General features: G+C 61.6%; 10 protein-coding genes and 2 CRISPR repeat arrays. Of the genes, 7 read left to right on the top strand and 3 right to left on the bottom strand.

The annotated features are described in order from the left end of the window. Position 1: 1 nt before the first annotated feature. The 6 genes from cas7g to DESUT3_RS13890 all read left to right on the top strand — a co-directional run bounded on the left by cas7g (position 2) and on the right by DESUT3_RS13890 (position 8618). A complete protein-coding gene (cas7g, locus tag DESUT3_RS13915; RefSeq protein ID WP_221249083.1) occupies positions 2-1060 on the top strand; it encodes a type I-G CRISPR-associated RAMP protein Csb1/Cas7g in 1059 nt (352 codons plus the stop codon). Between the two features lie 14 nt (positions 1061-1074). After that, the gene (gene csb2, locus DESUT3_RS13910) at positions 1075-2691 is read left to right on the top strand and encodes a type I-G CRISPR-associated protein Csb2 (RefSeq protein WP_221249082.1); all 1617 of its coding nucleotides are present in this window, start codon (positions 1075-1077) and stop codon (positions 2689-2691) included. Positions 2692-2838: 147 nt separating this feature from the next. Next, positions 2839-3210, top strand: coding sequence for an endonuclease domain-containing protein (locus DESUT3_RS13905; RefSeq protein WP_221249081.1), 372 nt, complete (start codon positions 2839-2841; stop codon positions 3208-3210). Between the two features lie 133 nt (positions 3211-3343). After that, the gene (gene cas4g/cas1g, locus DESUT3_RS13900) at positions 3344-5014 is read left to right on the top strand and encodes a CRISPR-associated endonuclease Cas4g/Cas1g (RefSeq protein WP_221249080.1); all 1671 of its coding nucleotides are present in this window, start codon (positions 3344-3346) and stop codon (positions 5012-5014) included. Positions 5015-5019: 5 nt separating this feature from the next. Continuing rightward, positions 5020-5307 (top strand): CRISPR-associated endonuclease Cas2, encoded by a 288-nt coding sequence (cas2, locus tag DESUT3_RS13895; protein WP_221249079.1) that lies wholly within the window; start codon positions 5020-5022, stop codon positions 5305-5307. A 206-nt stretch (positions 5308-5513) separates the two neighbouring features. Continuing rightward, positions 5514-6055: direct repeats of the CRISPR family, unit length 37 nt; unit sequence GTCTTCCGGGGCATTTCCGCCCCGGCCTCATTGAAGC. Between the two features lie 109 nt (positions 6056-6164). Next, positions 6165-7370: direct repeats of the CRISPR family, unit length 37 nt; unit sequence GTCTTCCGGGGCATTTCCGCCCCGGCCTCATTGAAGC. 189 nt (positions 7371-7559) lie between these two features. Next, entirely contained in the window at positions 7560-8618 is a 1059-nt protein-coding gene (locus DESUT3_RS13890) for a GSU2403 family nucleotidyltransferase fold protein (protein WP_221249078.1), read from the top strand. A 128-nt stretch (positions 8619-8746) separates the two neighbouring features. Here DESUT3_RS13890 and secD read toward each other — a convergent pair whose 3' ends face one another. From secD to DESUT3_RS13875, 3 genes are all read right to left on the bottom strand, one after another. Then, entirely contained in the window at positions 8747-11347 is a 2601-nt protein-coding gene (gene secD, locus DESUT3_RS13885) for a protein translocase subunit SecD (RefSeq protein WP_221249077.1), read from the bottom strand. Between the two features lie 135 nt (positions 11348-11482). Beyond that, entirely contained in the window at positions 11483-11809 is a 327-nt protein-coding gene (locus DESUT3_RS13880; protein ID WP_221249076.1) for a hypothetical protein, read from the bottom strand. Between the two features lie 189 nt (positions 11810-11998). Beyond that, complete coding sequence (locus DESUT3_RS13875) at positions 11999-12370, bottom strand: pyridoxamine 5'-phosphate oxidase family protein (protein WP_221249075.1); 372 nt, start codon at positions 12368-12370, stop codon at positions 11999-12001. 56 nt (positions 12371-12426) lie between these two features. Between DESUT3_RS13875 and pdxR the strand changes: the two genes are divergently transcribed. Then, positions 12427-13821: a MocR-like pyridoxine biosynthesis transcription factor PdxR gene (gene pdxR / locus DESUT3_RS13870; protein ID WP_221249074.1), complete on the top strand. Its 1395-nt coding sequence runs from the start codon at positions 12427-12429 to the stop codon at positions 13819-13821. Positions 13822-13847: the final 26 nt, after the last annotated feature.

The raw sequence follows: 13847 nt of genomic DNA, 5'->3' as shown, positions 1-13847 counted from the left end.
AATGAACGATCTAGTGCAGAAGTTTGACCACTGGCTTGAAAACTCTGGACCAGCCGCACTGGTAATACGTGAAAAATTGATGCCGGTCGAGGGCCATGATGGTGTGCTGTTCCCCGCGACTTTTGCTGCCAGCGAGGACAAGACCTTCAAGGGTGGATACAACATTGACGAGTTCCCGGACGGGACCAATGTTTGCCTGATAGATAGCGTTGGTTCGCAAGCTAACCGGATTGAACCCATGTTCATGTCATCTGAGTATGCCGATCTGGTGCCGCAGGTGGTAGTGAAGGCTGGCACCAAGCGCGTTAACCTCTTGGAGGCTGGTCATCGCGCTGGCGATGCCATTGTCCGTTGCTCCGCATTACAGCAAGAACTCCGTGAGGCCTTCAAGGCAGTGCAAAACGGTAATGCGGAACTTCTGGCAAAAATTGCGCCGACTTCGCTTGTTTTCGGAGTTTGGGATTCCCGGGATACCCAAGCTAAACTTCCGCGCTTGGTTGATTCTAAAATCCGAGCGTTTAACGTACACAAATTGACTCGGTCGGCACAGTTCAACCCGGCGACGGATTATTTGGGTCAAGAGCTGCTTGAAGATACATCCGACAAAAAGATTAAGGATGCATACGCGGAACGCGGGTTCGTCCATGTGCCTGCAACAGGCACGCATGGTGGCGTGATCGCTACGGGGGGCATTCGCCGTGACGCCACGCTCCATCTTGCCGCGCTCCGTTTACTTTCGGCAGGACCGGACAAAGTAAAGTCCAAGACTCTTCAACGCTACATACTCGGCCTTGCCTTAACTGCATTCACATCGTCGGCAGCTAGATACTTGCGCCAAGGGTGTAATCTTGTCCGCGATCTTGAAAAACCACTTGAGTTCAAAGTGGTTTTCAATGATGGCAGCCGCGAAGATGCAAATCTCAAGCACGACGAGGCGCTCGTTTATGCTGAGGCCGTTGCAAAGGAATATGGAGTTGCGCCGGGTCGGGAAGTGCTCTTTGACATAAATTTGGCGAAAAAAGACGTAACCGACAGTGGTTCAAAGAAAAAAGCGAAATGACCGGGGGGCATGTCATGACCATGTACTTTGCATTGACAATCGACTTCCTCGACTGCCGTTTCCACGGCAGACGGGATGGTGGTGAGCCGGAATGGCCCCCATCGCCATTGCGGGTTTTTCAGGCGCTGGTGGCTGCCGCAGCCCGGATGAACGGAGGGGCATTATCTGATGGAGACAGTGCAGCATTGCAGTGGCTCCAAGCACAGACTGCGCCGGTTATCATCGCGCCATCCGGCCTGTCCTCGGTCTCTCCATACCGGCTGTCTGTGCCGAACAACGCCATGGACCTTCCAGCTTCATATTGGGCCGTTGGCCAAGATCCGCCTGGCGATAAAGCTCCAGCCAAGCAGCGCTCGATGAAAACCGTACAACCCACTCATTTACTCGATGGTAGTTCGATCCATTACCTCTGGCGAATGCACGAGCCCGTTAACGCTGAGATTGTCGGCCATGTTAAGGCCATCGCTGGGCCGGCGCAAAACATTAACGTATTGGGCTGGGGTATCGATGTGGTGGTGGGAAACGGAACGATACTTTCCGCTGAGCAAGTGGAAGCTCTGTTTGGTGAGCGTTGGCTGCCCCATGCCGGGACCGGCGAGGGAGGCTTGCGGGTACCGGTCAGAGGGACACTGGCTGATTTGCAGGCGAGGCATGCCGGTTTTCTGGGGCGTCTGGCAGACGGCAGCTTCGTCCCCCCGCCGCCTTTGGTTGTCTACGACAAGGTCAATTATCGCCGGGATATTGATCCACCGCTGCGGGAAGTCGCCGCATTCTCCCTGCTGAGAACGGACGCCAGCGGATTTCGTCCCTTTGATACGGTAAAATGGGCGCTCACCGTGGCCGGGATGACGCGCCATGCCGCGCGCCGCGCAGCGCAAGGCTCGGGTTGGCCAGAGGAAGGGATAAACGGCTGCATCCTCGGGCATGGTGAATCTATTGGGGACGAAAAACATCAGCCAGTTGGGTCGCAGCGGCTTGCCTATCTTCCGCTGCCGAGCCTCGAAGCACGCGGAGACGGCAAAGCGCCGGTGGTTGGCAGTGTCCGGCGAGTAATTGTCACCGCCTTTGATGAAGCAAGTGGTGACAAGATCAACTGGGCTCGTCGCGCACTCTCGGGGCAGATGCTGGAGAAAGAAGGAAAAGCCGAGGGGGATGATAAAGAGGCGATGGCGTTGCTCTCCTTGCTGCCCGGCTCGGATAAGGTGATTTGTGCATACATCCGCCCATCCTCATGCTGGGCAACGGTGACTCCCGTAGTCCTTCCGGGGTACGATGACCCAGCGCATTACAGGCGGCGACTCCAAATCGTAACCAACGCGGAGGAGCAAAAACGGCTGCGGGACCATCTTCATGATCGCATCGATGGTTTGCTCCGCAAAGCGATAAGGCAGGCGTATTTCCCCGAGGCGCTGGCAAAAAATGCCTTGATTGAATGGCGCAAGGTCGGGTATTGGCGCGGCGCTTCTCTGGCGGGTCGCTATGGTGTGCCCGATCATCTCAAGAGATTCCCCCGTTATCACGTTAAAGTCCGGTGGCGTGACGATCAACAAAGGCCGGTTTCGATCGGTGGACCCGTCTGTATCGGCGGCGGGCGGTTCTACGGCCTCGGCCTCTTCGCCCCGGCCGATTGAAGGAAATCCCCCCCGCCCCCCCTTTTCCAAAGGGGGGAGTCTTTCTCTTTCGGGCTGGGTATGTTATCTCGCTCTTCAAAGTCCCCCTTTGGAAAAGGGGGATTGAGGGGGATTTCGATTCCGGGAATGTCACCAACGGAGATTGCAATGCTCAAATACAATGCCGGCCTTAAAGAGCCAGCTCGCGACTTACGCAAAAACCTGACCGATGCCGAGCGACTGCTTTGGTCACACCTGCGCCGCAAGCAATTGTTGGGCGTGCAGTTTTACCGTCAAAAGCCGATCGCCCGTTTTATAGTCGATTTTTACGCTCCGGCGTGCCGGTTGGTGATCGAGGTCGATGGCTCCCAGCATTACGAACCTGACCACCGTGTGAAGGACTTTCAGCGGGATCAGCATCTTGCTGGCTTGGGAATTAGGGTCCTGCGGTTTAACAACATCCAGGTATTGCAGGAGACGGAAGGAGTGCTGGAAGCCATTTTGAGGCAGATGCAGCAGGTGATTGGAAATCCCCCCTGACCCCCCTTTATCAAAGGGGGGGATGGTTGCACACCTTGGCCGACACCCGTCCAGCTTTCCGGGGAGAGGAGCCTCCCCCTTTGAAAAATGGGGATTGAGGGGGATTTCGATGGAGCGAAAGGAGGTCACACTCATGGCAGAAAATCCAGATCTTCCCTTCATCCCCGCCCGGATGCTCAACGAATACGTCTACTGCCCGCGCCTCGGCTACCTCATGTGGGTACAGGGCGAGTTCGCCCACAGCGCCGATACGGTCGACGGCAAGCTCAAGCACCGTCGGGTCGACAAGGAGAGCCGCCAGAGACTGCCCGAGGCGCCTGACGATGAGGAAACGATTCATGCTCGCTCGGTGGGGCTCAGCTCGGCTCTTCTCGGCATCACTGCCAAGATCGATCTGGTCGAAGGGGAGGGGGAAGTGGTGCGCCCCGTCGATTACAAACGGGGCAAGCGACCCCACGTGGCCGGCGGGGTCTATGCGCCCGAGCGAGTGCAGCTCTGTGCCCAAGGACTGCTGCTGCGCGAACACGGGTTTCAGGTGGACGAGGGGTTCATTTATTTCGTCGAATCGCGCGAGCGGGTAGGCGTGCCTTTCAACGGCGAACTGATCGATGAAACCCTGGCGGCCATTGATGGTTTCCGCGAGTCGGCCAGTATCGGCGAGATCCCCCCGCCGCTGGAAGACAGCCCCAAATGCCCGCGCTGTTCGCTGGTGGGGATCTGTCTGCCCGACGAGGTGCGGTTTCTCAGCCACGCGGGCACCGAACCGCGCCCCATTTATCCTCACACCGAAAACGGCTTGCCCCTCTACGTGCAGTCGCCGCGTGCCTATGTGCGAAAGGCCGGAGACACCCTGGTGGTCGAGGTCGAGAAGGAAAAGGTCGCTGCTGCGCGCTATGGCGAAACCTCCCAGGTGGTGCTGTTCGGAAATTCGAGCCTGACCACCCCCGCGCTTCACGAGTGCCTGGCGCGGGAAATCCCAGTCACCTGGCTGAGTTACGGCGGCTGGTTCATGGGTCATACTGTGGGCACGGGGCACCGTAATGTCGAAACTCGCACCGTTCAGTACCGCGCCAGCTTCGATGAGGAGGCCTGCCTCAAACTGGCGCGGCGGCTGGTCGCCGGCAAGATCGCCAACAGCCGCACTCTGCTTAAGCGCAACTGGAAAGGGAATGTCGAGGAGATTTCACCGACTCTCGACGCCCTGCGGCGCGACTTGCGGAACGCGTTTCGCATGAGGACCCTCGATACTTTGCTCGGGATCGAGGGGACGGCGGCCGGCCGCTATTTTGAGAACTTCTCAGGTATGTTCAAAAGGGACGAAAACGAGAAGATTCCCTTCGATCTGACCACCCGTAACCGGCGCCCTCCGCGCGATCCGGTTAACGCCATGCTCTCCTTCGCCTATGCCATGCTGACCAGGGAGTGGACTGTGACCCTGGCGGCGGTGGGGCTCGACCCTTACCGGGGATTTTACCATCAGGCGCGCTTCGGCCGACCTGCTTTGTCCCTGGATATGATGGAGCCTTTTCGCCCCCTGATCGCCGATTCGACGGTGCTCATGGCCATTAACAACGGCGAGGTTCAGCCCGACGATTTCATCCACGCTGCCGGCAGCTGCAACCTCAGCGAAAAGGGCCGCCGAAGTTTCATCGCTGCCTTCGAGCGGCGCATGAGTCAGGAGGTGACCCACCCCATATTCCGATACCGCATCAGCTACCGACGGCTGTTCGAGGTGCAGGCGCGGCTTCTGGTTCGTTTTCTGTTAGGGGAGATCCCCAATTTCCCCGTGTTCGTGACGAGGTGATGGCCATGGATCATCTCTACATCGTCAGCTACGATATCAGCAATGCCAAGCGATGGCGGCAACTGTTCAAAACCATGCACGGTTACGGTGAATGGCTGCAGCTTTCGGTGTTTCAATGTCGGCTCGGTCGACGGCGGATGATCGAAATGGAGGCGGCGATCGGTGATATCGTCCACCACAGGGAGGACCATGTGCTTATACTCGACCTAGGGCCGGCAGAGAATGTCAAACCGCATGTGCATAGCATCGGCAAGGCATTTGAGCCCGTGCGGCGGGAGGCAGTGATCGTTTAGGTCTGTTTTTCGCCGAACGTAGTCGAGTGCTCCGGTGACGCGTTTGTGGCCGAGAGCACTCGAATTTTATAAGCTCTTTGAAAACTGAAAGAAATTTATTCAGGAAGGGAAGCAGATGTTATTGGGCTATGGACCTTGGGACGCAAAATGATAACCTCTCGAATAACGGCCCGCCACCCCGCAAAAAATCAGGGTCCGGGAGAAGAGTCTTCCGGGGCATTTCCGCCCCGGCCTCATTGAAGCTTGCTGCAACTCCGGGGGGCTTTCGGGCGCTTCCGGCTTCCGGGGCATTTCCGCCCCGGCCTCATTGAAGCTGGGCCTCGGGTGGGAACTCGGTCGGCTTGTCGGTCTTCCGGGGCATTTCCGCCCCGGCCTCATTGAAGCCGCCACGACCTGACATACAGCTTTGCTGTTCCGTCGGCTTCCGGGGCATTTCCGCCCCGGCCTCATTGAAGCCTCTTGAGGTTGGCGTAGAGCTGCACCCTGGCCGCCATCTTCCGGGGCATTTCCGCCCCGGCCTCATTGAAGCCTGGCGCTCCTTGACGGTCAGGGCGCTGCCGTCCCACCTTCCGGGGCATTTCCGCCCCGGCCTCATTGAAGCATTTAATACCGTAAACCATCGGCACCCAAGGAAGGAGTCTTCCGGGGCATTTCCGCCCCGGCCTCATTGAAGCAATTGGGCGGGCGAGTTCAGCCCCCGCGACCCGGTGCGTCTTCCGGGGCATTTCCGCCCCGGCCTCATTGAAGCAACGTGCGGGGGTCTTTGTGGCGAGCTGCGCAACGTGGTGGAGCGCATCTGCATCATGTACGGCCTCATTGAAGCAACGTGCGGGGGTCTTTGTGGCGGGATAATTCCATGTCTTCCGGGGCATTTCCGCCCCGGCCTCATTGAAGCGGCATCGAGCAGGAAAGCTGGCTGCTCAAAGCCGGGTTGTCTTCCGGGGCATTTCCGCCCCGGCCTCATTGAAGCATCTTGTCTTGCAATCCGGGGAAACGGTCGAGGGCCGTCTTCCGGGGCATTTCCGCCCCGGCCTCATTGAAGCGGCATCTGATTTCCCGCGCCGGGCTCCCGCCGATCCGTCTTCCGGGGCATTTCCGCCCCGGCCTCATTGAAGCATCACGCTCAGCCCAGCGTGTATAGCGTTGTGAAAGGTCTTCCGGGGCATTTCCGCCCCGGCCTCATTGAAGCGGGTGGACGAGATAGAACGTTCGGGCCAATCCGAAGGTCTTCCGGGGCATTTCCGCCCCGGCCTCATTGAAGCACGCCCAGAACCGACCAGCCGCCGGAGACATGCTTGAGTCTTCCGGGGCATTTCCGCCCCGGCCTCATTGAAGCCGTCCGAATCTCCGCGACGGCCTGCCGGATCACCTGGTCTTCCGGGGCATTTCCGCCCCGGCCTCATTGAAGCATCGCCGCAAGGTGGGAAAAATGATCCTCTTCTGCGGGTCTTCCGGGGCATTTCCGCCCCGGCCTCATTGAAGCGAGCAGGACTGCAAGCCGAAAAACATCAGCGACACGTCTTCCGGGGCATTTCCGCCCCGGCCTCATTGAAGCAATGGTCAGCTGAACCCGTCCCGTCGTGCGACGTTGTCTTCCGGGGCATTTCCGCCCCGGCCTCATTGAAGCCAGCTGCGACCATTACCGAGGTGGCCGTCCTCGCGGTCTTCCGGGGCATTTCCGCCCCGGCCTCATTGAAGCAACCATTTCAACCTCCCAGTTGACGGTGATGATGTGTCTTCCGGGGCATTTCCGCCCCGGCCTCATTGAAGCGTGCGCGAGACGGCGGCCAACGGGGGCAAGGCGGTCGTCTTCCGGGGCATTTCCGCCCCGGCCTCATTGAAGCTTCGACCTCAACCAGGTGGAGAAAATCGGACTCGGGGTCTTCCGGGGCATTTCCGCCCCGGCCTCATTGAAGCGCCCTGGAGGGGATCACCATCCGGGGCAACACCATCGTCTTCCGGGGCATTTCCGCCCCGGCCTCATTGAAGCGCCAGCCCGAAAGAGCCCAGCGCCGCACCGGCCAGGGTCTTCCGGGGCATTTCCGCCCCGGCCCCAATGAAGATACCAGGGGCGCTGGGAAAATTCCGACGGGTTTTGGGCAGTTGGAAAAAACTACCCCCTGGACAAATCCGCGGGCATAGTTATACTCAGTTTATTTGAAACCTGAGTATAACCACTTCGGGGTTTGTTATCATCAGGTTTTTAGTAATATGAGTATAACGGATGCGAGAAGCCGGGAACGGACATTTTCATGAAACGGATACCGCTCGAAACCCAGACACTTTATGCCGAGTTGATGGAGCAACTGACAGCCTTGGAGGCACAGCGGTCCATCGGCTCTCTTCGGGGCGGATTCGTGAAGAAGATCGTCAAGGGAGAGACCTACTACTACTTCCAGTATTCCGAGCCTGGCGGAGAGCGCAAACAGGTCTATATCGGCAGGGCAGGCCCCGAACTGAATCGCCTCGTGGCGAAGTTCGAGGGGGAAAAAGAAAGCTTTCGGGCGGACCAGCAGAGCATCCAAAGGCTCTGTGCCCAACTGCGCGTCGGGGGAGCAATCACTGCGACGCATGCCCATGTCCGGGTGCTGCAATCCCTGGCCGATGCGGGGGTGTTCCGGATGGGGGCCGTCCTGGTCGGCACGCACGCCTTTGCGAGCATGGGGAACCTGCTGGGTTGCCGGTGGGAGAGGCGGGGGCTCGAAACGCAGGATGTGGACATTGCCTGGGAGCGGGATCTGGACGTAGCGATTCCGGAGTTGCCGGAGGCCGACCTTCCCGGTGCCCTGGAACGCCTGCAGATGGGTTTTTCCCCGGTACCTTCCTTTGATCCCAACAGCCCATCGACCTCTTTCAAGGTGCGCAAGAGCCCTCTTCGGGTGGATGTGCTGACTCCGGCCAAGAACAAGAGGGAGGAATACCGGCCTGTCCCTGTCCCCAAGTTCAGGACCGCCGCGCAGGGGCTCAAATACCTCGACTATCTGATCGAGGCCCCGCAGCCGGCAGCCGTCATCGACTCGACGGGGGTCCTGGTCAATATCCCCGATCCCGCCCGCTATGCGTTCCACAAGCTGATTGTGGCGCAGGAGCGGCCTGTTTCGGAGCAGGTGAAAAGGGCCAAGGATCTGCGGCAGGCCTCTCTTCTGTTCACCGTACTTGGTGAGGAGCGCCCGGGCGATCTTCTGCAGGCCTGGGAAGCCCTGAAGGCCCGCGGAGCCTCCTGGGAGCAGAAGACCGCCCGAGGCCTGGCAGCGATGACAAAACTCCATCCCGAGGCAGGGGAGATCTCTGCTCTGCTTCGGCCCGGATAGCCCGCCCCCCTAGCACCCCTTTGGTAAAGGGGCCAAACAAAGGTCCCCCTTTGACAAAGGGGGATTGAGGGGGATTTCAAAACGGAGGATCGGCCGGCCGATCCTCCGTTTCAATCTCCTGCCCTGACTCAGCGCAGCTTGCCGACCACCGCCGGAGCCTCCACGGCAACGGGTGTAGGCCTCTCCCCGGATTCCGGTAGCGCACCAGAATCCGAGGAGCCGGGCTTCTTTTTCTCCCGCAGGTACCACTCCACCACCACCGGGCTGGCCACGAAGATGGAGGAGTAGGTGGCGATGAGCACCCCGACCACCAGGGCGAAGGCGAAGTCGTGGATCACCTCGCCGCCGAACAGGTAGAGGGCGAAGGCGGCGAGGAAGGTGGTGAGCGAGGTGACGATGGTGCGCGAGAGCACCTCGTTGAGGCTGCGGTTGAAGACGCCGGGGATCGGTTCGTTGCCGGCTTTCCGCAGGTTCTCGCGGGTGCGGTCGAAGACCACCACCGTGTCGGTCAGCGAATAGCCGGCGATGGTCAGCACGGCGGTGATGAACAGCAGGTTGATCTCCTTGCCGAGCAGGAAGAAGACCGCGAACATGGCGACCACGTCGTGCAGGGTGGCGGCCAGGGCGCCGACGGCGAACTTCAGGTCGAAGCGCCAGCCGACGTAGCAGAGGATGCCGAGCAGGGAGATGGCCACCGCCACCAGGGTGTCCTGCTTGAGCTTGTGGCCGATGGAGGGGCCGATTTCGCTGGACGATTCCACCACGAAGGGGTTTTCGGGCAGTTCCTGGCGGAAGGCGCTTTTGATCGTCTCGGCGACGCTCTGCTCGCCGCCGGTCCCCTTGCCAGCCTTGATCAGCAGCTTGTTCCCCTCGCGGATCTCCTGCAGGGTCGCCTCCTTGAGCCCCTGGCGGGCCAGGATGTCGCGGGCGCTCTCCAGCGAGGTGGGCTGGTCGAACTTGAGCTGCACGGCGGTGCCGCCGGTGAAGTCGATCCCTAGGTTGGCCTTGCCCCGGGAGATCTGCACGATCCCCACCAGGCCGGTGAGCAGGATGAGCGCCGAGAGGGCGAAGGCGATGGCCCGTTTGCCGATGAAGTCGAAGTGCAGCCGCTGGAACACGCGGAAGCCGGAGCCGCCGAAGCTGCTGTTTTTCAGCGGAGAGCGGCGGTGGACCAGGTCGAAGATGACCCGGGTGGCCACCAGCGAGGTGAACAGGTTGATGATGATGCCCAGGCTCAGCGACACGGCGAACCCCTTGACCGGCCCGGTGCCGAACTGGAACAGCACCGCCGCGGTGATCAGGGTGGTCACGTGCGAGTCCATGATGGTCAGAAACGCCTTGTCGTAACCCGCGGCCAGGCTGGTCCCCGGCGTTCGGCCGAGGCGCAGCTCTTCCTTGATGCGTTCGAAGATCAGCACGTTGGAGTCGACGGACATCCCCACCAGCAGCACGATGGCGGCGATCCCCGGCAGGGTCAGGGTGGCGCCCAGGGCCGCCAGCATCCCCATCAGGTAGACGACGTTGAGCACCAGGCCGACGTTGGCCACCAGGCCGGCGAAGCGGTAGTAGCCGACCATGAACAGGACGACCAGCAGCACCCCCGTGGCGCCGGCCAGCAGCCCCTTGTGGATCGAATCCTGGCCCAGGGAGGGGCCGACGGTCAGGTTCTGGATGATCTTGACCGGTGCCGGCAGCGAACCGGCGCGCAGCACGATGGCCAGGTCGGCGGCCTCCTTGCCGGTGAAGGTGCCGCTGATCTGGGCACTGCCGCCGGAGATGCGCTCCTGGATCACCGGCGCCGAATAGATCGTGTCGTCGAGGACGATGGCGAAACGCTTGCCGACGTTGGCGGCGGTGATCTGGTCGAAGATCCGCGCCCCGACCGTGTCGAAGTCGATGGCCACGTAGGGGCGGTTGAACCGGGTGTCGATGCGCACCTGGGCGTCCTTGAGAAGTTCGCCGGTGATGACGGCGCGCTTTTTCACCGCCAGCGGGGTCCGGCCCACTTCGATGCCGGCGTCATCGACCCGCTTCTCCATGAGGATTTCGACATCCTCCGCCAGGGTGGAAGGGCGGGTCGGATCGGCGTTTTCATCGAGCAGGCGAAACTCCAGCCGGGCGGTCTTGCCGATCAGCTCGATGGCCCGCTGCGGGTCCTTGATGCCGGGGAGCTGGACCACGATGTGCTCGGCGCCTTCGCGCTGGACCACCGGCTCGGCCACGCCGAACTGGTCGATGCGGTTGCGGATCGTTTCCAGCGCCTGCAGCACCGTGCGGTCCTTGAGCTCCTGGAGAGGCTGGTCGGGGATGCGGATCTCCACCGGGATCAGGGCGCCCTCGTCGGGGCCGGGCTCCACCCGGAGTTCGGGGTGGGATTTCTTCACCAGCGCGGTGAGGGCAGCCAGCGACTCCTGGTCGTAAATGGAGAGTTTCAGTCCATCGCCGCCGGCCCGGGCGATCTTCTTGAAGGGAGTCTTGGCGGCGTTCAGGCCGTCTTCGAGATCGGTGGCAAGCCGATCGAGGTAGCCCTCGACGGCCGCCTCGGTCTGCACGTCGAGCACCAGGTGTGAGCCCCCCTGCAGGTCGAGCCCGAGGCTGATCCGCTGCTGGGGCAGGGGGGATTTCCACCAGGCGGGGAGGGTGGCGTTCAGGGTCGGGGCCAGGTAGACGATGGATAACAGCAGCAGAAAGACCGTCAGGCCTGCCCGCCAATGGGGTTGTCTGGACACGGTTGCTATTCCTTTCAGGCCGCCTTCGGGCGCGCGTGGGCGGAGGCGGCATCGATATGATGTTGTCTCGGGGTGGGCGCACGAGGGCACCCCCCAGCGGAAAACCGCTTGGTTTTTATGGGAATTAAAGGTTTGTCAGACTGCGGGTGGGGCGCGGCAGGGGGTGGCCGGTACCAGGGCGGCCAGGGTGCTTCGCGGGGCGGGCCTGGTGGCGGCGAGGTGCAGGCAGCAAAGAGCCTGGGGGGAGAATACCTGGGTGACGTGAAAAACCTGGATGGTTTTGGTGACGCCGAGGTTGGACGAGTCGGGGGTGACCTTGACCTGGAAACAGATCTCCTCGACGCCCCGGGAGGTCCCGAGGTCGGCGGAATATGCACCGCCGGAGGCGAGGATGACGAAAGCCAGCAGGACGAAGCGCAGCAGGGACTTTCGGTAAGGGTGGAGGAACCCGTGATTGGTCATGCCCAGCACGCTAGCATGGAACGGCTCGCGGTGACAAGGGGGGAAAAGTGAAGGGGATTCGCGCTGTCTGCGGGGCCTTCGCTCCACCTGGCAGGTTGACTTTTTCAGTCATCGGCGTTGAAATGAAGAAACTGCTGGAGCCGCCGCTGGCGCCAGCAGTTTCCTGTTGCAGCCCTGGAGAAAAACCGCTTACCAGGTTTGGGTCACCTCGGCCGGTGTCACCACCAGGGCGGCGCGCAGCCAGCTGAACTTGGCCTTCATCAGCTCGAAGTCCGGGCCGGAGGTTTCAAAGGCGGCCTTGCCTTTAATCAGAAAACCGGCCCCCGGACCGTGCAGGCCCTGAACCTTGCTGCTGGCCAGGGTCAGCAGCACCTCGGGGTTGTGGGCGATATTCGCCTCGGTGCGGTGCATGTACCCGGCGGGGATCAGCAGGTTGCCCTCGGCGGAGATGCGGATGTAGCTGTTCCAGGTGTTGACCATGTGCGGGCCGTCCTGGCCCAGGGTGGCGATGGCGACCACGCCGTCCTGTTTGAGAATTTCGAGCAGTTTTTCAGGTATCATCGTTTGAACTCCTTTTTTGTTGTTATCAATTACACGTCGTCTTGCGGATGCTGCCCATGTTTACCCTGAACCCCGGCGACCCTGCTCCGTTGTACCAGCAACTCTACCAGCAGATCCGCGAGCGGATTCTCAGCGGGAAGCTGCCGGCCCATTCCCGGCTCCCGTCGGTGCGGGAGTTGGCGGCGGAATTGGCCGTCAGCCGCAACACCGTCGAGGGTGCCTTTCAGGAACTGTTGGCCGAGGGGTACGTCTACAGCCGGTCCCGCAGCGGCTATTTCATCTCGGCCCTCGATCCTGAGGCTGCCCCGCAGGCTTTGCCGAAACGGCCGCGCGACCGGCGCCCGTTACCCGGGAAGGCAGAATCTTGCCGCTTCGATTTTCATCCCGCGCGCCTCGACCCGCAGAGTTTTCCGGCCGCCCTCTGGCGGCGCTGCCTGCTGAGCGCCCTGCGCGCCGGCTCGGGCGATCTGGCCCAGTACGGCGACCCCCAGGGGGAATGGGGGCTGCGCTGCAACATCCAGCGTTACCTGGAGCGTTCGCGGGGCGTGCTCTGCGACCCCGGGCAGATCCTGGTCTGCGCCGGCCTGCAGCAGAGCCTGGACATCGTCGCGCAGTTGGTCAGGGGGCTCCACCTCTCGGTGGCGGTGGAAAACCCCGGCTACCACCTGCCCCGGGACATTTTCCGGAACCATGGGTTTGCCGTGATCCCCGTCGAGGTCGGGACGGCCGGCCTCGATCTCGACGCCCTTCGGGCCAGCGCCGGCACCATCGCCTACATCACCCCCTCGCACCAGCTGCCCCTGGGGCACGTCATGCCGGTGGCCAACCGGCTGAAGCTGATCGACTGGGCCGAGAAGGGGGGCAACCTGGTCATCGAGGATGACTACGACAGCGAACTGCGCTACCAGGGGCGCCCCATCCCTTCCCTGCAGGGGCTGCGGCCGCAGGGGAACATCGTCTACCTGGGGACCTTCTCCAAGGTATTGTCCCCGGCGCTGCGCCTGAGCTACATGGTGCTGCCCCCCGGGCTGCTCGCCGCCTACCGCCGGCTGTTCAGGAACTACCAGCCCGCCGTCCCGCTGCTGGAGCAGCGCGCCATGGCCGCCTTCATGGAGCAGGGCCACTGGGAGCGGCACGTCCGGCGCATGCGCATCTTCTACAAAAAGAAGCACGACGTCATGCTGCGGGCCATCGAGAGGCACTTCGGCCCCAGGGCGAAGGTCGTCGGCCAGGGGGCGGGGCTCCACGTGGTCCTCCAGTTGACCGACTGCTTGCCCGGCGAAGCCGAAATCCTCCAGCGCGCCGGCCAGGAAGGCATCCGTATCCTGCCCCTGTCCGACTTCTATGCTGCGGGGGAGCCCTGCGGTATCACGCTCCTGCTCGGCTTCGGCGGGCTGAGCGCCGCCGACATCGAACAGGGGATCGGCCTGCTGGCCCGCCTGTGTCCTTGAGATTTTCCTTTCGGTGAAGTAAATAC

This window comes from Desulfuromonas versatilis (genome assembly GCF_019704135.1).
GTDB lineage: Bacteria > Desulfobacterota > Desulfuromonadia > Desulfuromonadales > NIT-T3 > Desulfuromonas_A > Desulfuromonas_A versatilis.
The sequence above is the reverse complement of the archived record's forward strand: the minus strand, read 5'-3'. Positions and strand labels throughout refer to the sequence as shown.

Bases quoted from the DNA above. Each gene is read 5' to 3' on its own strand.
- cas7g (WP_221249083.1), top strand. From the start codon at position 2: ATGAACGATCTAGTGCAGAAGTTTGACCACTGGCTTGAAAACTCTGGA.
- csb2 (WP_221249082.1), top strand. From the start codon at position 1,075: ATGACCATGTACTTTGCATTGACAATCGACTTCCTCGACTGCCGTTTC.
- DESUT3_RS13905 (WP_221249081.1), top strand. From the start codon at position 2,839: ATGCTCAAATACAATGCCGGCCTTAAAGAGCCAGCTCGCGACTTACGC.
- cas4g/cas1g (WP_221249080.1), top strand. From the start codon at position 3,344: ATGGCAGAAAATCCAGATCTTCCCTTCATCCCCGCCCGGATGCTCAAC.
- cas2 (WP_221249079.1), top strand. From the start codon at position 5,020: ATGGATCATCTCTACATCGTCAGCTACGATATCAGCAATGCCAAGCGA.
- DESUT3_RS13890 (WP_221249078.1), top strand. From the start codon at position 7,560: ATGAAACGGATACCGCTCGAAACCCAGACACTTTATGCCGAGTTGATG.
- DESUT3_RS13880 (WP_221249076.1), bottom strand. From the start codon at position 11,809: ATGACCAATCACGGGTTCCTCCACCCTTACCGAAAGTCCCTGCTGCGC.
- DESUT3_RS13875 (WP_221249075.1), bottom strand. From the start codon at position 12,370: ATGATACCTGAAAAACTGCTCGAAATTCTCAAACAGGACGGCGTGGTC.
- pdxR (WP_221249074.1), top strand. From the start codon at position 12,427: ATGTTTACCCTGAACCCCGGCGACCCTGCTCCGTTGTACCAGCAACTC.